Raw genomic sequence first — 20,820 nt, 5'->3', positions numbered from 1 at the left:
GCGGCGCTGGACGAATAAATCCCTGCCGCGATTTTATTTCTACCGAGCCGACTTGCGCATCAGGTGCCTGGGGATAACTTCACGGCAAGACAGTCAACCCCAACATGTCCCGGGCAATCCGGTCAGCGTCCACGAATGCACGGGAGTAGCTGCCTGACGAAGGGACGTAGTGGTTGTAATAGGTGGCGCCTTCCATGATAGGGCCGGTTATCCACAGATTGGGTTGTGCCCTGCCATGGCTGTCCACATCCAACCCCTCTGCGCCGGCACCACGGCTGTGGATAACGCCGCTGTCACACAGCTGCCTGATAATCTTCGGATGCGCTGAGGTCACGCGGCTGTCGCTGACATGGGCGCACACCACTGCGGTGAGCGGTATCATCTGGCCATTTTCCAGTCTGATCGAGACCTCGCCCTGCGAATCACTGTGCATAACCTCTGCCCCATGAATCCAACGCAGCACATTCGCGTCCGCCAAGGCCAACAGTTCCTGATGACGTTCTTTTTGCGGGCCTGCGACCAGCCTGTTGACCAGCGGCGCGTATTGATCGAAGAAGATTCGGTTCGATTCCGGGGTCAGCCCGTGGTTATCCACAACCCGCCTAAGTTGTTCACGGCAACTTCTCCAAACCTCCACCGCCGCTTTTAGGGGACTGCGGTCAAGACCCGTCTCGCTCTGTTTCAAATCGGCCTGGATGAACTCTCGCACCCAACGGGAATAATTATCCACAGGCACTTGCAGGTGCTGGGGCTTGAAGAGGCTTTCATCCAGCGGCGCCACGGCGAAGCGCTGCGCCAGTGCTTGCTGTACGGCTTCGAACTCGCCTTGCCAATACGCCGCCGCGATCTCGGACTTGATCTGACTCGACGATTCGCCTTGAAGGGCGGCGGTCAACCCGAAGTATTCGGCGACCATCTCTGCCTTGAGTAACGGCAGCACCTGCCCTTTAAAATCAAGGCCTTGAGGATGCTGCGCCCGCAAGTCGGCAACCGCTGCCAAAGTGAAGATCAGAGGCGAACCGCCCTTGTGGTGCAGCGAAATATCGGGCCGGGTGCGGTATGGCAAACCACTGCGCGAATACATAAAGAGTTTTGGTTCAAGGCCCGATGGCTGATAACGCAGCCCATCATCATCTTCGACGAAGCGACCGCCGCGCCCCACCGTCAAGCCTGCCACAGCATCCATCGCTGACAAGCCAAGCCCTTCTACGCCCACGCAGTCTGTGGATGAAATCTCGCCCAAGGAATGGGGCTGTGGATAAGCCTGCAGGCGTCGGGTTGCCAAGCCGCTGTTGCTGATGTGCGGCCCTGTATCAGCATGACCGACCGTGATAAGTAGCCAGTCCACGCGATACTTTTTTACCCCTGTGGACAGGGTAAATGCCCCCAGATCCGTTTGCTCCACGTTATCCACAGGCATGGCGTAATGAGTCACTTGCAACTGCCCTGGCAGCGTGCGGATGATCTCCTCGTAGGTCCAGGCCAGGTATTCGCCCAGCCAGGGCCGGGGTAGAAACTCATTGGGGCGCACGACCCGCTCAGCGGCTTTGAAGCGCAGACACCATTGGTAAAAGTCCGGTCCTTGGCGGCCGGTCAAACCGCCAAGCGCGGCTTGATCAGGGAACATGGAGATCTGCGAGGCCACGGTGTTGAGCATCAGGTAGGACGGCTGCTCCACCGAGTGCAGCCCGGGCCCCGGGCGATGCGGATCGAATACGCTGATCTCGATCCGCCGCTCGCTGCTGGCACCCAGTGCACACAACCGTTCCAGCACCGTCAATCCGCGTGACCCGCAGCCTACGATGCCGATTCTGATGGCGGGTGGCTGCGCGGTTTTCTCCGGATAGGCCGTTTGCGATGCGGATCTGCCCAGGCGCAGCGTCGGACTCAATTCCATCTCAAGGTTTCTCCGAAGAACGAATCGATGGCCACCGCACGGGATTCGGCCAGCGCAACGTCGACGATGAACTTGCTCAGCGCCAGATCCAGTACGCCTAGCCCGAAAGGCGAGAAAATCGAGGGCTTGGCCGGATCAAGGCTTACCTCGTTGCTGATCAATGCGGCGAGGGTACCGTTCATGAAGTCGCGATTACCGGTGAGCTGCTCGGCCAGATGCGGTGAAGTATTAGCCTTCATGCAGTGCTCCACGTCGTCGCACAGGTTGTTGGCCTCCAGCAGCAACTGCGGAGCGATGTCGCGTAACGAAATGTTCAGCACGACCTGACCGGCACGGAACGCCATCGGTGGCTTTACGTAGGGTTCCCCAGCGGTGGTGGCGAAGACCACCAGGTCAGCAGCCAAGGCTTGTTGCAACGAGCCAGCGTGGGCTGTGCATAAGTCGATCTGCTCTACGTAGCCCTTCAGCGCGAGGGTTGAGGCCTCGTCGAAATCGTGCACGACAGCTTGGTCGATGTCCCAGCCTTCAACCGCGAGCATGCGGGCAATATTGCGGGCAATCACACCCGCACCGATGAACCCTACAGAGCCGGCCCTACGTGATTGACCGTTGAGCCAGTAAGCGCCTGACACTGCGGAGGCTGCGGTCCTGACAGCGCTGATCTGCGCGCCTTCCAGACAAGCATAGGGGTAGCCCGTCTCGCGATCATTGAGGATCACCACCGCCGATGCCCGGGGTTTGTGTTGGGCAACGTTACCGGGAAAGCTTGAGATCCACTTGATGCCGGCCACTGCGTCCTCGCCTTCCAGCGATGCGGGAAGGGCAATGATTCGATTGGCCGGCTGCTGTGGAAAACGCAAAAAATAGCTATCCGGGTTAACGGTCTGACCGGCGTGATGTTGCAGGTAGGCCTGTTCAATGCGCGCAACCATGCTGTGCGCCTGACTAGCGAGGATGTCCTTGATCACAGCGCCTGGTACGACATGAAACTCAGACATTCGCTGTTTCCCCTTCAAAGGTGTGGACATGCTCCTTGATGTAGCGGCTGATGGGCTGCGACGACAATGCAGCCAATTCCGCCAGGCCGAATTTCTGCACCACCCACTCGTCGTTGTAGATGGTTTCCAGATAACGCTCCCCTGCGTCGGGAGAGATCGCCACCACCACTGCGTCCTTGGGAATCCCAAGCGACGGCGCGGCCAGGCCAGCCACGACAGTGCCAGTGGATCCCCCCGCCAGTACGCCGTTGGACTTGGCCAGCCAGCGGCACATGGCAACGGCGGCGCGCTCATCGACCACCTGCTGCCTGTGCAGGTGATTGGCGCGAAAGATCGGCGGCATCTGGCTCGATCCCAGACCCGGAATGAACCGCTTGCCAGGCGTCTGACCGAAAGTGACCGACCCTGCGCTGTCCACCGCGATAATCCTGGTGCGCGGCGAATGCTTACGGAAATACTGCACACAGCCCATCAGCGTGCCAGTCGTCCCTGCGCCGACCACCAGGTAATCCAGCGAAGGAAAGGCGATATGAATCGATCGCGCCGTGGTCTGTTCGTGAGTACGAGCGTTGGCCGGGTTACTGTATTGGTTCAGCCACAGAAAGCGCGGATCACGCGCGACAGTGTCACGGATGTATCGAATCCGGGTGCCGAGATAGCCATCGTTATCATCATGTTCGGTAACGATCACGATCTGCGCCCCGAAGGCTTCCATCATTTTGATGTTGTGCAGGTTGGTGTTCGGATCGACCACACAGCAAAACTTGTAACCTCGCTCTGCACAGATCATCGCCAACGCCACGCCCAGATTGCCCGATGAAGACTCGATCAGCACCGTGTCCTTGTGGATAAGTCGACGCTCGGCGTAGGAGTCAATGAGGCCTATCGCGGTTTTCATCTTGATCGAACCGGCGGGGTTGCAGGACTCAAGCTTGAGGTGCAGGTTCTCGAAGCCTAACCCCCTGAGCCGGACGAAATTCGAATCGCCCACGATATGAGAAATAAAATTCATGGCCGTGCCTCGGCACTTGCCAGCATGTTTCGCTCTGGATGAGCCACGAAAGGAGCCAGTTGGCGCGGTTGTGTGGCCAACAAGGCATCAGTCAAATGCTGGGCACGCAGTGCAACCATGGAAAACGACTGCGCGTCGCTAATGCCGTGGGTTTTCTCCGAGGTGCCGTTGGCGAGAATCTGCAGGTCTTCACTGTTCTGCAAGCCGACGCGGTAATGCCGATCCACCGCCAGACTGCCGTCCTCATCGCGCAGTAACCAAGGCTGCAACAATGTTAGCAACGGAGGCACTGCCAGCTGTTCATAACCGGTACCCAGCACAATGCCATCGACGTACAGCGTGGTTTCGAACCCTGTGTTGCTGTCGCGCAACAACACCGAGTAGGCATCGCCAACCTTTTCCACAGAGAGGACATTGGACCAGGGATGCAGGTTCAGGCGTTGATGCCCGCTCACTTCGCCTTCGTACATGAAGGAATACAGTGCCTGACTCTCATCGGCGTCGATACCTGCATAGTTGGTAGAGCGAATTTCGTTGAACACCTTGTTACGATGCGCCGGCTCCAGTTGATGGAAGTAGTCGACCTGCTCCGGCAGAAACGCCATGTTGGGAAACTGCCCCAACTGACCCACGCGAAATCCGACGCCCCGATGCACCGAATGCACCTGCGTGGTCGGCGCGGCGCCGAGCAGATGCGCTACCGCTTCGCCCGCGCTCTGTCCGGAACCGAGCACCAACCAGCGCTGAGCGATAGGCCCGCCGCCCAGATGGATATTTTTCAGATATTGCGAGGTGTGAAATACGCGACCGCCCAAGTGTGGACTGAAAGCCTCGGGAATTTTGGGCAGGCTGCCGTGGGAAAGCACCAGTTTTTTGGTGCGATACGTCCCTTTAGCCGTGACCACATCTACTGCACGTAGAACACCCTTTTCAACGACCGGCAGTATGTCGAGCACACCTTCGTCATAGGCCACATAGTCCTTGAGCTGGGCCGCCACCCAACCGATGTAATCTGACCATTCCACACGGCTTGCAGGGCGGCCCAACAGGCCGAACTTATACAGGCGCCCCTTGGACTTCAGGTACATGGCGAACGAGAAACGGCTGCGTGGGTTGCGCGGCGTCACCAGGTCACGAAACACATGATGGTTGATGTCCGTTCCTGCCAGCAAAAATGCGCCGTGCCAGCTTGAGTCGCGTCCCTTTTCGAAAAACCGCACACGCTGAAACGGCTTTTCGCCGTTGTCTTCCGCTTCATCCTCAAGCGCACAGGCCAGTGCGATACCGGCGGGGCCGAAGCCGACCGACACAAGGTCCAACTCCTGACGCAAACCCTCGATTTCAAACTGATTCATAGTGATTCTCCCTGAAAAGTTCTAAGACTTGGCGAGCCTTAAGCGGCCCGATTCAATACAGCAGCCGTCTTTCATGGACGCGCTTGTCGGCGTAGATCCAAAGCGAAACCCGGGCGTGACTGTTTTCCCCATCGTTAAAACGCACGGGGCCTGCGGGTGTGGAAAACTCATCGAAGCGCAAGGCATCGAGCAGGCCACGACGTTGGCGCGCGGCAAGCTCTACCAGTGAAAAGGCGGCGAGCGTCTCGATGACGTACACCGGCGCCGAGGTGCCATACATTTGCTGATACGCGAGGTCCACTGACTGCGCTTCCGGCAGATCGGCGGCCACCGGAAAGCTGACGACATACACCGTCCCGGGCGCGTCCAGCCCACTGATCAGCGCTGGGGATGCCGCGTCGTCGGTAAAAAACAGCGGTAATTCACAACCTGCAGCACGGTTTTCCACAAGGAAACGGTGACTGGCCTTCAAACGCCCGCAGAACACCAATGCGTCGGCTTGGCCGGGATCGGTTACGATTTTTACTGTGGATAAGTCGCCTGACGAGTCCACAGCATTTCGAAGTTCATGCAGTTGCCGCTGCCCATGCAAGCTCGGGTCGGCAAACAGAGCCAGCCTGTGCAGACCCGCGTGCTCAGCGAAGTCGAGCAAACGCTTGGCAAGCAAGCGATCCGAGGCACAGATTCTGAAAGTGGTGCTGCCCGCTGCGGTCAGTGCTGCGCTGGTTGACGCCGGGAGGATCAACGGTATGCCAGCCTGTGCATAACTTTCTGCGACGGCGGCCGCAGAGTCAGACGCGAAATGCCCAATGACCGCATCCACGCCGGCTTCGATAAAACGCTCGGCGGCGGCACGCCCACCCTCGGCACTGGCGCCATCGTCGAAGTACAGATGCTGCGCACGCCGTACATGGCTGAAAAGGTGATTTGAGAGGTAAACGCCACGCAGGAAGCTGCGTGCGTGCAAGGTGGTGCCCACGTCCAGGGCCGCACAGATACCCAGGCGCATCATGACAAGGCCACCTCGGTGAAGCGGGAGGGGTTGAACGCTTCCAGGGTCGAACGATGCTCCGCGTCTATCTGCACCCCAGCCATCAGGCTGCCCAGCTCGTACGCCAGCAGCTCGGACACACTGGGTGCCATTTTGAAGCCGATACCGCAGAATCCTGTGGCCAAGTAGATATGACTGCCGGCGCCGGAGCGTCCAATCAGAGGCCGGCCGTCATCGGTGTAGGCATCCCACGCTACTTGCGTGACGACCGGAAGGCTGTGCGGCCCGTCGAACCCCAGCCTGGCAACCCGGTCGACAACGTCTTGCTCGTTGTCCATCACGGATAGATCGAGTGCAGAGGCGTGATCGGCGCGATGCCGACGCTGGCCGCCAACCTGCATCAGGTTGCGACCCAAAGGGAGCAAATAGGTGTCCAGATGATGAGCGATGAGCGGCATGCTTGGCGCGCTATCGCAGCCCATCCGGGTAAACGGGATGGTCCGCGCGTGCACAGCACCATGAGGCCTGAGCAGTGGGCCGTCAGCGCCACAGGCGTCGACGACCCAGGTCGCCTCCAGACACAACTTGCCCGCGTGCACCTGAACGTAGCCTTCACGCTCGACACAACGGTCGACGGCCAGATGGTCGAGAAACGTTGCCTTCTCGCTAACGTATCGGCATAGAGTCGCGACCGCCGCGCGGGCATCCACCGTTCCACCGTTGCGCTCGATCAGCAAACATTCATCCTTGCAGAACGGCGTAAACCGTCCGTTATCCAAGGCACTCACCGAGGCATGCAGCTCGACGTTCTGCGTACCTTGGCTGCCCAGGGCATCCAAATAGCGACCGCACACTTCTGAACTGGCGATGTATGCCACACCACTGCGTTTGAGCGCTTGTTCGAATACCTCATGCACAATGCCGGTGCTGTCGTGATGCGCGCCACGACGGGTCAACGAACGCAGCGCCGGGTCAAGCTCCAGTCCGCGCACAATGCCGCCGGTATAACGGGTCGCGCCCTGAGCGCCACCGATGCCCTTTTCCATAAGCGCCACGTCCAGGCCGTTTTCAACCAGAGCAGCAGCGATTGACGCCCCCATGACACCGGCGCCGACCACGATCACATCGAATGACGTTTTCACCAGCGTCTCCTGATCAGATCTCGTACTCAACGGCGCTGACGTACACCAGTTGCTGGAACACTTCGTTCTCAGTGAAGCGGCAGTAACGCAGGATATGCTTGGCCAGGTCCGGGAATACCGGCGCGCCCATGGCTCCGATCAGCGCCATGTAGGGCAAGATGCGCTTGCCTAGCATCTGGCGATCACGGGCTGCGTTAATCATGTCGCTGAGCAGGACAGCCAACCCCTTCATCGTGAAGTGATCCACCGAGGTCACCTCAAACCAGCGGGCGACCAGAATCTTGATCGCTGCTGCGTCGGCCGAGTTGACCTTGAGGCTGTCGCCATCGACCCGCTCGCGCTCGGCTTGTGCAGCCAGCTTGACCAGCACTTCGTGAAAGGTTTCCTCGCGCCAGGCAGCGAATTTCTCGACGTCGAAGTCATCGGTATCCTGCTCAGGGGCGATCAAGGCCAGGTAAAACCGCGCGCTGTCGGTGCAGGCTTGAGCCACCAGGTCCCGGGCCCAGATCGCATAGTTGCGGCTGGTCGACAGGTTCTTGCCGTTCAACGTCAGGAATTGATTGGTGTAAAAGGTCTGGCGCATGCGATAGCCGTGCATGGTCTGCAGCAACGCGGGGTAAACGATCATGTGGCTGAAGGCGCAGTCATACCCGAGAAAATGCACCAGTCGCCCATTGCCAGATCGGCAGTACTCGTCGTATTCCCAAGGCGCGTGCTTGTGCTCGTTGAGGTATTCGCGAAACGCGCCCAAATAGCCCGATAGGCCCATCACCCAGGTGTGGATGCGCCGACTGCCATCAGGCTTTAGGTCCAGACCGCCGTCATGGGGACGTGTAATCCCCCAGTCCACCGGGCCGATGTTGAATTCCTCATCGAGGAAGCGACGAATGAAAGGCCGCAGCGACGCGTGCTCGAACGTGCTTTTGAGGTGACTGCGGAAGTTGGAAAGCGCCAGAAACTCGCGCTCTACCGGCCGCCAGATCATCGGCTCCGAGCATAACTTGCAGCGAAAGTTAGTCATCTTCGAAGCGTTCGGCGTGTGGGCACACTCTTCACACTGACTGGCGTCGGAGTCTGACCCGCAATGGTCACAATTGCCGCGCCCGAAGGCTTCATAGCCCCACTTGTCGCACTGCTCGCAGTAAGGTTCCTGGCTGACTTTCTTGTAGATGGCCCCAGCCTTGACCGCGCACTCGTAAGTTTCCTCGACGGCCTTCTTGAAGTAGTTGTTGCGGTAAGGGCGCATCCAGAAATCGACTTCGATGCCCATCTTTTTCAGGGTGTCGTTGATCTTGTCGGTATTCTCCAGCGCCAGTTCCTGGGGGGCACGGTCCAGCTCGATGCCACGACGCAGCATGTACGACTGATAGTCGTCGGAATAAGACACCAGGGTGCAATCATGCCCGCGCTGACGTTGCGCCCGGGCATAGATGTCTGCTGCCAGAAAGGGGCCTGCCATGTGGCCGATGTGCAGGTCGCCATTGGGCGTGGGGGGCGTGATGGTGACCAGCAGCTTGTTCATTACGGGGCCCTCTGGTCGGACACGTCATGGACAGTGGCTTTTTGCAGAGCGAATTCATTGTGCGCCACGGCCTGCTGGGTATCTTCATTCAGAAAACGGTTGGCCGAATCACGGTCCCACCACACCACATAGAAGTGAAAGTCCTCATCGCTGTCATTGAGCACGTAATGATCGGTGTGCTTGGGGATGGCAGCGATGTCGCCCATGGTAAAGGGGTACGTCTGATCGCCCACCACCAGCTTGGCGGCGCCTTTGATGCCGATGAAAAACTCTTGGTCGATCTGCGTATGGGACAGCGACTGGGTACCCGGTCGCACTACGCACCAACCGCCGCCGATGGGGGTTGGATAACCGTCCCAAGGCAACAGCCTGGCCCCGTCCAGATCATATTCATGTACCAGTTTGTCCCAAGCCATGGGGCGAAAAACTTTAAAGTCTGTCATGAAGCTCTCCTTCAGCCCGGGCAGCCTGCCCGTTGTATTACCGACGCAAGCCCGTGCCTGCAACGCCGTTGAGTAGACGGATAAGCTGAAGAAAACGGGTAAAGGGAGCAAACAAGAAATACGCAATTAAGGGTTAAGTTTGACTTAACCAAGATTCACATGATTGTCATTTTTATCAAATACTTAGGTTGTTTTTCAGCGAAGTTTTTTGATGATGGCAATACTGAAGCATGACTTAACTGTGATGGTTAATGCGCACGAAAAACCTTACAGAGCACAGGCGCGAAGAACGCTGATGGACTTCGGCATGCCGGCGATAGCGATCGGGGACGAGTAACCATTGACCGGCGGCGCGGCCTCAAGGTATTCACGTTGGAAGACAGGCGCGGAAGATGCAGATTGAGCCTCTGGGAATACATCAGCGACCTTCAACGCATGGTGAATTCCCGCTGGCTGGCGACGGCCTGCGACACCAGCCAATCACGAAATTGCCGGCTGGACTTGGGCAGGATGGCTGTTTCGTCGTACACCAGGTAATACGCGATCGGGGTGTCGATGGTGGCACGGAGCGGCACCACCAACCGGCCCGACGCAAGTTCTTCGCGGATCAGCGAGCGCCGCACCAGCGCGATGCCCCTGCCGGCCAGCGCCGCCTCGATCACGCCATTGGAATCCACGAATACCGAACCTCGGAGCACGGCGGCTTCGGCATCCTCGATGCCTACCGCCCGGAGCCACAACGCCCAATCCTCGCGGTGCTCGTCGTGCAGCAGGTGGTAATTCTTAAGGTCGATGGGCGAAGAAAGGTAGCGTGAATCCGGCAGCAAACCGGGCACGCACACCGGCTGCAAACGGTCGTTGATGAGCAACTCGACTTCTAGCCCCGGATAGCGACCTAGACCATGGCGCACCGCGAAGTCCACGCCATCGCCTAACAAATCCACCAAGCGGTTGGTGGTGCTGATCAGCACTTCGATGCCTGGACAGATTGCCTGAAAGTCCGGCAGCCTGGGCAACAGCCATTGCATTGCAAAGCCACTGGTGCAACTGACAGTAATGGTATTGGGACCGTTGTCGCTCATTAGACGCTGGGTGGCGTCAGCTATCTGGCCCAGCGCCGGGCGAATGGCACGCAAATAAATCTTGCCCTCGGGCGTCAACTCCAGGCGTTTGGTATTGCGAATGAACAGGGTGACGCCAACAGCCTTTTCCAGCTTGGCAATCTGTTGGCTGATGGCCGCCGGGGTCACGAAAAGTTCGCCCGCCGCGACTTTCATGCTGGCGTGACGCCCCGTCGCTTCAAAACAGAGCAAGGCATACAAGGGAGGGAATTTCATGCCTTTCCTCAGTTAAGAAAATCTTATGTGCGTTAGAAAAACTCGCTTGAGCAGGGCTTTACACACTGCTCAAATCATCACACCGTCACTCGACGAACGTCAATCTGCACGTTTCGAGTTGATCCGATGTAAGCACTGATTAGGGAAGGAAGTGCCATGCGTGTATCAGATTATGCTCGACTACTTCTACTCGCCGCCATCTGGGGTGCAAGTTTTCTGTTCATGCGCGTCGCGGCTCCGGTATTAGGCGCACTCCCGACTGCCTTCTTTCGCGTGTTATTGGGCGCCGTCGGGTTATGGGTAATATTAGCGATCCTTAAAACCCGCCAAGACTTCAACGGCAAACTTAAAGCCTCGATGGTATTAGGCGTTATTAACTCCGGCATACCTTTTTTAATGTACAGCATGGCAGCGCTGTTATTGCCCGCTGGTTATTCCGCCATTCTCAATGCCACCACGCCATTGATGGGTGTGTTGATTGGCTCGATGTTCTTCAATGATGCTCTGACTCCGAAAAAAGCCGCAGGCGTATTGATCGGCCTACTGGGGATAACATTGCTCACCACCACCGGCCCTGTGACCTTTACCAGCACAGTGGTGATGGGTGCGTTGGCCTGCCTGGTCGCAACCGGCTGCTACGGTGCGGCAGGGTTTCTCACGCGTCAGTGGATCGCCGACAAAGGCGGGCTGGATGCCAAGCTCGTTGCTTTCGGCAGCCAGATCGGGGCGACTCTGTTCTTGATGCCGTTCTTTGCGGTCTCGGCGACCGTCAATCCGCCTGCCAGTTGGGGCGACTCCACCGTTTGGTTATCACTGGCAGCAGTAGGCTTCGTGTGCACAGCGTGCGCATACATCCTGTACTTCCGACTTATCGCTGACATCGGCCCGGTTCGCTCGTTGACAGTGACTTTCCTGATCCCTCCGTTTGGTGTGCTCTGGGGCGTGATGTTTCTAGATGAACACCTGTCAGCCGGGCATCTGTATGGCGGCGGCCTGATCTGCCTGGCCGTATGGTTCGTGCTCAGCAAGGGCAAACCCAAACCTGTCAAACACACGCCAGACTCCTCCGCGACCACCTGACTCTCGACCGCTTATCCACCGCAAACCATGAAGCGATTGCTGGTTAGCGCTTACCGGACAGAGACCGGCTGCGTCCGGTGTTTGCGAAAAACGTGCGCAGCCATGGCAAAAACAGGTTTTTGGAAGCAACGACATGGCGACAACAAATGACGCATTGGCCCTTCGGTGTACAGATCCGATTCCTGGGGTGGAGCACGCGCGATGAGCAGAGCGATCCCGTTGATAGCCCTTCGCACCTTCGTCGAGGTGTGCAGGGTCGGTAGCATGAAACGTGCGGCCGACCACCTGTGCGTGTCCCCTGCTGCGATCAGCCAACAGATCAAAGGGTTAGAGGATCAATTCGGCAAGCGCTTGTTCGAGCGCGATGCCAAGGGCATTCAGCTGACGTCCAGCGGCCGAAGCCTGTTGGATGAGTTGTCCGACACCTTTAACGTCATCGAAAAAGCCTGGTCGGGCGCGGCGCTCAAACAGCCGCGGCAGACCCGCCTGGTGATCAGCACGACATCGACCATCGCCAGTTCCTGGCTGATCCCTGCGCTTGGTGAATTCAACGAGCGCTGCCCGACCATCGAAATCTCGATCCAGATTTGCAGCGGACTTTCCGACCTCAAGCATGGTCATGTGGATATCTCGATCCAGCGCGAAATGGCGGCCAATCCTGATAACCACGCCGCACGCTTATGGTCCTCCTACCTGATACCCGTGTGCAGCCCGGATCTGCTCGCTAAGCGGTCCAATATCGAAAGCCCCCAGGACTGCCTGACTTATCCACTGTTGCAGAGCACCGAATGCAATCATTGGAAGGTCTGGATGAACGCGTTTGGCATGGGCCATCGCAAGATCATTCAGGGATCGAGCTATGGCGACGAGTCCCTTTTGATTAGTGCTGCCTGCGCAGGCCAGGGCATTGCGCTGGTCAGCAATATCTTTGCCTACGAAGCCTTGCGCACCAAACGTTTGGTGCAGGTTATGAACAGTACCGGGGAACTGAAATTCGATTATTTTGTGTACTGCGCCAAGGAACGGCGCGAAGAATGGGCGATCGTCGAATTCATGAAATGGGCGGTGCAGCAGGCGGGCAAGACAGCTGTGAGTCATCTACAAGAAATGGACGGCGCACACAGGGTCGCTTGACCTTCACCGCATCGGACAGCGCATGAACCACCGCGCCCGATGCTGGTTTTATGACGCCGCTTCACCATCGTGTTCCAGGCGGGGTATCAACAATTGCGATGACCTGTTCGCCCAAGGCTATGCCTATAGTGCGTCCGTCATGGACGCACTCGAGTGCCATCGCTATGGATACCGCTACCCTCGCCTCTCTGCCGGCAACATCCAGCGTGTCGGACCGACGCATCATTTGCCTGCTGTTTCTCGCGCCCGTTGTGCTATTGATGCTGTCGGTCGTCGCGCTCAACGGCGGCGAATTTTTCTATACCCTCGACGATCCCTACATTCATCTGACGCTGGCACGGCAGATATTCAACGGCCACTACGGCATCAATCCCATCGAGTTTTCGGCACCCTCATCGAGCATCATTTGGCCTTTGATCCTTGCGCCATTCGGCTTTCTCGGCGTCGCGATGTACAAGGTTCCGCTCGTCCTGAATCTGATTTTCTCCTTCCTCACCTTTCGCCTCTTGTTGCAGATGCTCCAAGGCGTAGGCATATGGCCGAAAATGTTCATTCTGGGCGGCTGGCTGCTGGCAACCAATTTCTACGGCCTCATCTTCAACGGCATGGAGCATTGCTTGCAGGTATTCCTCGCCGTCTCGATCGCGCAGGCCGTGTTGGCCAAGGAACTGCGCGGCCTTGCCGTTACGCCGTGGGTGTATGGCGCAATCATTTTGCTTCCCTTGGTGCGCTATGAGGGTCTGGCGATTTCCATGCCCGTGCTGCTCTATTTGCTCATGAAAGGCGAAGGTGTTCGCACAGTGGCGTGCGGCGCGGTGATCGTTGCCTTGGTTGGCGGGTTCTCGCTGTTCCTGGATCACATCGGCATGGGCTGGCTGCCGTCCTCGGTAATCGCCAAATCCGACACCTCCGGCGTCAAATCCATCGTGCTCAACGCTATTAACCAGTTCGAGAAATACGGCTGGGTGATTGTGCTGATGCTGGTGATGTGTGGGTTTTTCATCCAGCGTCGTTCGCTGGTGGTCCTGCTGATCGGCGTGACGGCCTTGCATGTATTGCTCGGTAAAAACGGCTGGTACGGCCGCTACGAAATCTATTGGCTGAGCTTTCTTGGGGTGTTCTTCATTCAGTGGGCATTGACCAGCCTCAAGCAGCGCTCGGTCGCCTTGATATTCGCACTGCTGCCCCTGGCGTTCGCCCCGCTGGTGTACACCACGTTCAGTACACCGCTCGCCGCGCAGGCCATTCATAACCAGCAATACGCCATGGCGATGATCGCCAAGGACTTGGACCAGCCCGTGGCTGTTAACGATCTAGGGCTGGTGGCGCTGAACAGTCATCGCTATGTCCTTGACCTCTGGGGCCTGGGCAGCCTGGAAGCGCTGAAACTGCGCAAGTCCGAGACCGGCCCGCAATGGATTCAAACCCTGATGAGCAAGAAGGACGTGCACTACGCCTTCGTCTATGACGAATGGTTTCCACAGCACCCGGCGAACTGGATCAAGGTTGCCGACCTGCAACTGACGGTGCCAAAGATTGCCGCTGCCTTCGACACCGTGGCGTTCTACGCCACGGACACGCCATCGGCGCTCAAGTTACGCACGACCATGATGGCCTATCAGGCGGCGCATCCGCAGGCCAGGTTCAACGTTGCCTATCAAAGCAACGAGTAATGGTCAGAGCCTGCGCGCGCCAACACGTAAACGGTCATCCAAAACGTTAAATACAGAACACCCACTTCGAGTGGGTTTCTGTTCGTGCGCGAATCAGTGGAATTAACGCTCTATCAGTCTTCAGACAGCTTGATGGCGATACAGTGGCTGCGCACTATAGGCAGCCTTTTTAATCATGATCTGAACGATGAAAAAACCAGAAACGCTCCGCCATCGATTCAAAAACAGGAAAGTGATCGTGGTGGTGATTGGCCTCGTCCTGGCCTTGGTGACTGCCCTGCTGCTGCATTCCCATTCCGTCGTCGAGCGCAAAGCGCGAAGGGCTACGTTACCGCGAGTCCTTCCGACCGTTCAGACCCACGACCTTGGCGGTTCTTCCACACTGACGCTTTTCGTGCCCAACAACTCGACGAAAACCATCGTCATTGCCGCGCCTATCAACAACGATTTGAACACCAAGCGTCTGCGCAAGTTAAGTTTCGATGCTTCGGCCACCCTCTTGAAAGTCGAACTTCCCGCCACGGACTGTTTGCAGGCGCTTCGACTTTTTGACGAGTCCATGCGACGGTTCGCGCCCGCCGCCGACATCGTGGTGGGACTGGATGAGGAAGCGATCCTGGCGCAACGCTGGCTGTCATTGCAGAAAAACGAGCAAGCCATTGCTGTCTCGCTGACGACCGACAGCATCGGAGAGCCCGCCAAGGAAGTCTGCGCCGGCCCGGCCACCGTGCTGCCTTCGAAAGGGACGTGGCACAACGTGACGTCGAACAAGCTGACCATTTGGAGGAATGGGGTCGCCACCCACGTCACGAGCCCAGTCACGCCACGGAAATTGGTCTCCGAAGAATTGGAAACCTACTTGCGTCATCAGATCCTGAATATCCCCGAACTGAACATACTCAATAAGCTACCGCTGATGGAGCTGCCTGCTACCGCCCCCAGCGATACGCTGACCATCTTCTATTCGGGTGACGGAGGGTGGCGGGGGCTGGACAAAAAAGTCTCCGAGCGTATTTCCGATGCCGGCATTTCGGTGGTCGGCGTAGATGCCTTGAACTACTACTGGGATTTCAAGAGCCCGGAAAAGAGCGCATCCGAGTTATCGGAGATGATGGGACACTATCGTCAGGTCTGGGGCATCAAGCACTTCATTCTTGCTGGATATTCCTTTGGCGCCGACGTGCTGCCTGCGCTGTACAACCGTCTGCCCGCCGTAGATAAAGCGGATATCGACAGCATTGTGCTCTTGTCTTTTGCCCGCAATGCTAACTTCGAAATCCGCATCGAGGGGATGATGGGCAAGGACACAGGCAAATACTCAACAGCCCCGGAAATGGCCCAACTGCCCGCGAGCAAGGTGTTCTGCATTTACGGTACGGACGAAGCGCGCAAAAGCGGGTGTACTGATACAACTATCGTGGGCAAAGTGCTGGGGGTGCCCGGCAATCATCACTTCAACGATGATTACGACACCTTGTCCGGCTATCTCATCGACTTTATGAAAAGACCTTTGGAGCAATAGGACGGTAGTTGCCTGTACTGTACTTGTTCCTTGATATTGGTGAAATCTTAAGGAACGCTGAATATCGAGAATTGAAGCCAGTCGATTTTCGAGTTCATGCCATAGTGAATCGCCCCGGCACCGTAGACATTTACAGCCTATGCTTGGACTGCTTCGGTCCTGAACCAGACATTAATCGCGGTAGGTGTCCGGTGGCGCCAGCGATTTCCATGGTTGCCGAGCTATATTCACAATCTCAGTTTACCGCTAGAGTGTGAAATCGATAGTTATCGTGTGAGGCAGTGGCGCGGGAGCCCGGATGCCGAGCATGTGCCCGATGCTGGCAGGAGCCGCTGAAACCGGGAGCGAATGCCAGATCCGCTTGTCTTCGCAAGGGATTATAAAGACGATGCATGTAGCTCATTCTGGAGATGGCAGCTTCGCGGGCCCAACACCCCCTACCGGACCGCAGATGGTAGGAAGCTCGAAGGCATTGCAACATCTGCAACGCCTTATCCATCGTGTCGCCAGCACTGATCGTACTGTCCTGATCAGCGGCCCTACGGGTGCCGGTAAAGAAGTTGCGGCGCAGATGGTGCATCACCTGGGGGCTCCGGGTCTACCCTTTATCGACTTAAACTGCGGTGCCATTCCGGAAAATTTGCTTGAGCTGGAATTGTTCGGCTGCGTCAAAGGTGCGTTTACAGGCGCCGGCAGCAATCGCGCTGGACATTTGCAGATGGTCGGGCGAGGTACCTTATTCCTCGATGAAATCGGCGAGTTGCCGATGTCGCTGCAACCCAAGTTGCTGCGTATTTTGGAAACCCGTTCATACCGGCCGTTGGGTTCGAGCGAAAGCCAGCGTTTCGAGGGGCGCGTTATCGTCGCTACCCACCGTGATCTGAAGGCGTTGGTGCAGCAGGAGCGTTTTCGCGAAGATCTGTACTACAGGCTAGCTGTGTTCGAATTGGAGCTACCAAGCCTGGAGCAGCGCCGGGAGGACATCCCCGACCTTGTCGAATATTTTTGTCGTAACCAAACTAAACCACTGTCTTTCACGGTCGAGGCTATGGCACTGCTGTGCCGCCAGGCTTGGCCAGGTAACGTGCGGCAGTTGCGCAATCTGATCGATCGAATCTGCGTACTGGCGGAAGACGTGCTGATCGACTTGGCACAGTTGCAGCCCTTCCTATCTCAAGAGCAACCAGCGCTGGAAGACTTATCCGGATTGGCAGAATCCCTGCTGCAACTTGAGGGCGAGGATAAACTGGCCGCTGCGGAGCAACTGCTGATCGAGCATGCACTTCAGGTTTGTGCGGGCAACAAAACGGCGGCAGCTCAGTTGCTCGGGGTGAACCGAAAGGTAATAGAGCGGCGCCTGAAACTGCGCGAAGACAAACACCTGGAAGTGGAACGGTGTCTAGAAAAGGGGCGTACCCTAGTGGCCAGTGCCAATTTCCGTGAAGCGCTACCACTTCTTCAAAAAGGCCTTGCAGTTGCCAGCGAAATGTATGAACGCAAGGATATCTGGCACCTGCAGTTCGAACTCCATCGCCTGCTTGGCGTCAGCTTTCGCAGTATAGAGGGCTGGTTGAGCCTTACCAGCACCGCCAGTTACGAAGCAGCCCTGGAAGTAGGTCGAGGTCTGTGCAATGCCGACGAGCTGTCCTCGATACAGTTCGGCATCTGGACCACCCAGTTGATGAGATTGGATTTGGCTGACTCCCGCTCGACCGCCCAGGAAATGCTGCAACGTGCGCATGCCAGTGGTAGCGCCGACATGCTGATGGAAGCCCACGTCGCCATGGCGAACACACTCTTTTGGCTGGGCGACAAAGTCGAGACCCTGGCCTGCCTATCGAGAGCCAGAATCTCCAGTGAGTTTCACCCAGCTTGGCCGCATGTTCAGGGTTTAGATCTTGTCGGATTAGCTATTACCCTGGAAGGCTTGGCGGCCTTCGAACTGGGTTTTTTTCAGCGTGCCTGGGACATCATGGAACAACTGGCCGAAAGGGCTTCGAAGAGGCAATACAACGCCTTTAATCGAATCATTGCTCTTCAAGGCGCTGCCTGGATAGCCAGTTTGTTCGAAGAGTACGGAATACTGAAACCCTTGGCGCTTGAGCTGGAAAGTCTTGCCGAGGAATACGAGTTCTCTTTCTATCAGGGGGTTGGCCAAGTATTTCGTGGTTTTTGCATGGGCTCAGAAGGCTGTCTTGATGAAGCCGAGCGTACTACCGTTGATGGCTACGAGAACCATGTGCTGCGCAATGGTGGTCGCTTGTTTCACTCATTCCAGGCATGGAAGCGAGGCGAGATCCTCTTGCGCGCGGGTCGCTTCCGCGAGTCCCTCAGCCTGGTATCCCACGCATTGGACTTGGCGCTGGACCACCAGGAGCGCGTTTATCTCAGCGAGTTACTGGTGCTTAAGGCCTGTGGCGTATTGGCCGCAGGCGATCTTGCCGGCGCTGAAAGTGCTCTGCACAACGCCCTGTCAACGGCCCTGGCGCTGGGCGCGGTGCCCGCCGCTTTAAGGGCGGCTACGCAGCTGGCACTGCTGTTGAGTCAGACCGGTCGCCATGAGCAGGCGGTTGAGGCTCTTTCCCAGGCTGTGCGTGGCGTAGATCCACAGACTTCGTATGCGGGTCTGAAGCGGGCCTTAGACTTGCTCATTCAGTTACGCGCTGATCTGGAGAAAACTCGTCAATTAAAGGGAGTTACAACATGGCCTATGAGTTAGGACGCAACGATCTGGAACCCTTGTTATTGGGTGGCTGCTTCTTTGGAAGCGGAGGCGGCGGTACGCTGCTCTCGGCACGCCACCTGGTCAAACACTTTCACCAGGGGGATTACTACCCAAGCGAACGGATTCGTGTGGTGAGCGTAGCCGAGGCCTTGAACGGCGACAGCGTCATGTTGGCTTACATGGGGGCTCCAGAGGCAATTGCCGGCTGTATCTATCCGGATGGACCGGTTCTGGCCGTCCAGGCCATCCAACAGCGCCTTGCCGCAGAGGGCAGAGAGCTTGCCTATTTGGTCCCCCCCGAAAGCGGTGCTCTAGGCTTCGTCGTCGCCTGCCTGGTGGCCGCGCGGTTGGGACTGGAGGTGATCGATGCTGACGGTGCTGGCCGAGCGGTGCCGTCATTGCCGATGCTGACCTTCGCGGCAGCGGGCGTGACACCTCGACCGGCATTTATGGTCAGCCAGGCAGGGCTCTGCGTGGAACTGAATGTTACCCCCCAAGAGAGTCCGGACAACTCTGCCAGTTACCAGAGCAATGCCGCCGTAATCATCGAACAAATGATGCGACCGATTGTTGCCGCGCCCCAATTCAAAGATTTCGGCGGTTTAGCCATGTGGGTTATGACGCCGGACTCGTTGGGCAAAGCTTTGCCTATTCAAGGAACCTTGTCGCGCGCCCTGACGCTAGGACGAGCTTTGCAGGACGGCAAGATCGAGACGGCACAGGCCATGATCACTTTCCTGCAGCACCATTTCGGCCTAACCGCTTACGCCATTTCAGGCCCAAGCCAATTTGTGTCAGCAAATCTGAGCACTGCCGGGGGGTTCGATATTGGCAAGGTTCATATCCGCGATGGGGATGCTCACATAAGCGTGATCTACGAAAACGAGTCCTTACTGGCATGGAGTAGTCGCTCGCCCAAGCCCCTGGCAATGGCACCTGACAGCATCGCGTACTTTGTCGAGAGCCCTGATTCTATGGTGTTCTCCAATGGTGATGTGGTGCAAGCGGACGGGACCATCAGCCCAGAGTTGGAACAGCGCAAGGTAACCCTGCTGGCCTGGCAAGCGGAGCCATCGTTGTGTGAGGCCGGTGGTTTGATCCTCTGGAGTTTCATGCAGATGCTGGAGGCTATCGGCTACATGGGCTCCTACAAACCGGTGGGGCTGACGAAGGACGTAGAGGCGACACTATGAGCAACCTGCGAATCTGTATTCTGGCGCCGGTCAACACCGATGCTTACAACCAGAAATTGCTGGACGCCGTGCGCTCAGTCATTCCCCCGGATGTACAGGTCGAAGTGCGCAATATCCACCAGGGAAATCCCTGCATCGAGAACAGGCTCAACCTGACCGAGAATGCCCTAGCAGTCGCAAGGGCGGCGCAAGCCATCGAGTTAGACGGGTTCCAGGGCATCTGGCTCAGCGATTTCGACATGTGCGGGGTAGAGGTCGCTCGCGAGGTCATCGACATCCCCATCGTAGGCGGTTTCCCGACTTCTGCTTTCAGCGCTTTGAACCTGTCTCAACGCTTTTCCATCGTGACCATCATGCAGAGCACCTTGGCCATGCAACTGGGCCATGTAGCGGCTTACGGCTTGTCGCAATCGTTTGCCTCTATCCGCTCGATCAATTGCCCGGTCGCGCAACTCTCCAATCTGGATGTCGTGGTGGTCAAGACGTTCGAGGCAGCGCTCCAGGCGGTCGAGCAAGACGGCGCACAATCGATCCTATTGGGTTGTACCGGCTTCGTTGATGTCGCCTCACGCGTTGCAGCATTGCTCGAGGATGCACTGGGCTCTTATGTGCCGGTGCTCGACCCCAACCAATGTGGCTTCAGCTTCCTAGTCTCGTTGGTGCGTATGCGTCTGCGCCCCAGTCGACTCTGCTACAGCAAGGCAGCGCTGCCAACTGCTTAACTCTGGAGGTTTGGCCACCTTAGTTGTACAAGGTGGTCGTCACCCCATACCGCATCAGCCTCTTCGTCAGACAG

16 protein-coding genes are annotated in these 20,820 nt (G+C 57.4%); 7 read left to right on the top strand and 9 right to left on the bottom strand.

Going from position 1 to position 20,820, the window contains the following annotated elements; translation table 11 throughout:
• Positions 1 to 79 precede the first annotated feature (79 nt).
• The 9 genes from B3I26_RS21525 to gcvA form a co-directional block, all read right to left on the bottom strand.
• A complete protein-coding gene (locus B3I26_RS21525; RefSeq protein ID WP_296260646.1) occupies positions 80 to 1,897 on the bottom strand; it encodes an FAD/NAD(P)-binding protein in 1,818 nt (605 codons plus the stop codon).
• Positions 1,888 to 2,895, bottom strand: coding sequence for a 2,3-diaminopropionate biosynthesis protein SbnB (sbnB, locus tag B3I26_RS28970; RefSeq protein WP_409521932.1), 1,008 nt, complete (start codon positions 2,893 to 2,895; stop codon positions 1,888 to 1,890). Before sbnB ends, B3I26_RS21525 begins: the two co-directional genes overlap by 10 nt.
• Complete coding sequence (sbnA, locus tag B3I26_RS28965; RefSeq protein ID WP_409521931.1) at positions 2,888 to 3,907, bottom strand: 2,3-diaminopropionate biosynthesis protein SbnA; 1,020 nt, start codon at positions 3,905 to 3,907, stop codon at positions 2,888 to 2,890. The genes sbnB and sbnA overlap by 8 nt, the downstream gene beginning before the upstream one ends.
• Positions 3,904 to 5,262 carry a SidA/IucD/PvdA family monooxygenase gene (locus B3I26_RS21515; RefSeq protein WP_296260644.1) on the bottom strand — a complete coding sequence of 453 codons (1,359 nt, stop codon included), beginning with the start codon at positions 5,260 to 5,262 and terminating at the stop codon, positions 3,904 to 3,906. The genes sbnA and B3I26_RS21515 overlap by 4 nt, the downstream gene beginning before the upstream one ends.
• A gap of 52 nt (positions 5,263 to 5,314) precedes the next feature.
• Entirely contained in the window at positions 5,315 to 6,274 is a 960-nt protein-coding gene (locus tag B3I26_RS21510; RefSeq protein WP_296260643.1) for an ABC transporter substrate-binding protein, read from the bottom strand.
• Positions 6,271 to 7,395, bottom strand: coding sequence for an NAD(P)/FAD-dependent oxidoreductase (locus B3I26_RS21505; protein ID WP_296260641.1), 1,125 nt, complete (start codon positions 7,393 to 7,395; stop codon positions 6,271 to 6,273). The genes B3I26_RS21510 and B3I26_RS21505 overlap by 4 nt, the downstream gene beginning before the upstream one ends.
• A 13-nt stretch (positions 7,396 to 7,408) precedes the next feature.
• Entirely contained in the window at positions 7,409 to 8,917 is a 1,509-nt protein-coding gene (locus tag B3I26_RS21500; protein WP_296260640.1) for a methionine--tRNA ligase, read from the bottom strand.
• Positions 8,917 to 9,360 (bottom strand): cupin domain-containing protein, encoded by a 444-nt coding sequence (locus tag B3I26_RS21495; protein ID WP_296260639.1) that lies wholly within the window; start codon positions 9,358 to 9,360, stop codon positions 8,917 to 8,919. Before B3I26_RS21495 ends, B3I26_RS21500 begins: the two co-directional genes overlap by 1 nt.
• 428 nt (positions 9,361 to 9,788) lie before the next feature.
• The gene (gene gcvA, locus B3I26_RS21490; protein ID WP_296260637.1) at positions 9,789 to 10,697 is read right to left on the bottom strand and encodes a transcriptional regulator GcvA; all 909 of its coding nucleotides are present in this window, start codon (positions 10,695 to 10,697) and stop codon (positions 9,789 to 9,791) included.
• A 156-nt stretch (positions 10,698 to 10,853) separates the two neighbouring features.
• Between gcvA and B3I26_RS21485 the strand changes: the two genes are divergently transcribed.
• The 7 genes from B3I26_RS21485 (at position 10,854) to B3I26_RS21455 (ending at position 20,746) form a co-directional block, all read left to right on the top strand.
• Positions 10,854 to 11,777 carry a DMT family transporter gene (locus B3I26_RS21485; protein ID WP_296260635.1) on the top strand — a complete coding sequence of 308 codons (924 nt, stop codon included), beginning with the start codon at positions 10,854 to 10,856 and terminating at the stop codon, positions 11,775 to 11,777.
• Between the two features lie 201 nt (positions 11,778 to 11,978).
• Positions 11,979 to 12,911, top strand: coding sequence for a LysR substrate-binding domain-containing protein (locus tag B3I26_RS21480; RefSeq protein ID WP_296260634.1), 933 nt, complete (start codon positions 11,979 to 11,981; stop codon positions 12,909 to 12,911).
• 164 nt (positions 12,912 to 13,075) lie between these two features.
• A complete protein-coding gene (locus tag B3I26_RS21475) occupies positions 13,076 to 14,584 on the top strand; it encodes a hypothetical protein (protein WP_296260633.1) in 1,509 nt (502 codons plus the stop codon).
• Between the two features lie 187 nt (positions 14,585 to 14,771).
• Positions 14,772 to 16,106 (top strand): virulence factor family protein, encoded by a 1,335-nt coding sequence (locus B3I26_RS21470; RefSeq protein ID WP_296260631.1) that lies wholly within the window; start codon positions 14,772 to 14,774, stop codon positions 16,104 to 16,106.
• Between the two features lie 307 nt (positions 16,107 to 16,413).
• Positions 16,414 to 18,825 carry a sigma 54-interacting transcriptional regulator gene (locus B3I26_RS21465; protein ID WP_296260630.1) on the top strand — a complete coding sequence of 804 codons (2,412 nt, stop codon included), beginning with the start codon at positions 16,414 to 16,416 and terminating at the stop codon, positions 18,823 to 18,825.
• Complete coding sequence (locus B3I26_RS21460; protein ID WP_296260629.1) at positions 18,810 to 20,024, top strand: DUF917 domain-containing protein; 1,215 nt, start codon at positions 18,810 to 18,812, stop codon at positions 20,022 to 20,024. The genes B3I26_RS21465 and B3I26_RS21460 overlap by 16 nt, the downstream gene beginning before the upstream one ends.
• Positions 20,021 to 20,746, top strand: coding sequence for an aspartate/glutamate racemase family protein (locus B3I26_RS21455; RefSeq protein ID WP_296260627.1), 726 nt, complete (start codon positions 20,021 to 20,023; stop codon positions 20,744 to 20,746). The genes B3I26_RS21460 and B3I26_RS21455 overlap by 4 nt, the downstream gene beginning before the upstream one ends.
• Positions 20,747 to 20,820: the final 74 nt, after the last annotated feature.

Origin of the sequence: Pseudomonas sp. UBA5706 (assembly GCF_002419965.1) — a bacterium.
Taxonomy (GTDB): Bacteria; Pseudomonadota; Gammaproteobacteria; order Pseudomonadales; family Pseudomonadaceae; genus Aquipseudomonas.
The sequence above is the reverse complement of the archived record's forward strand: the minus strand, read 5'-3'. Positions and strand labels throughout refer to the sequence as shown.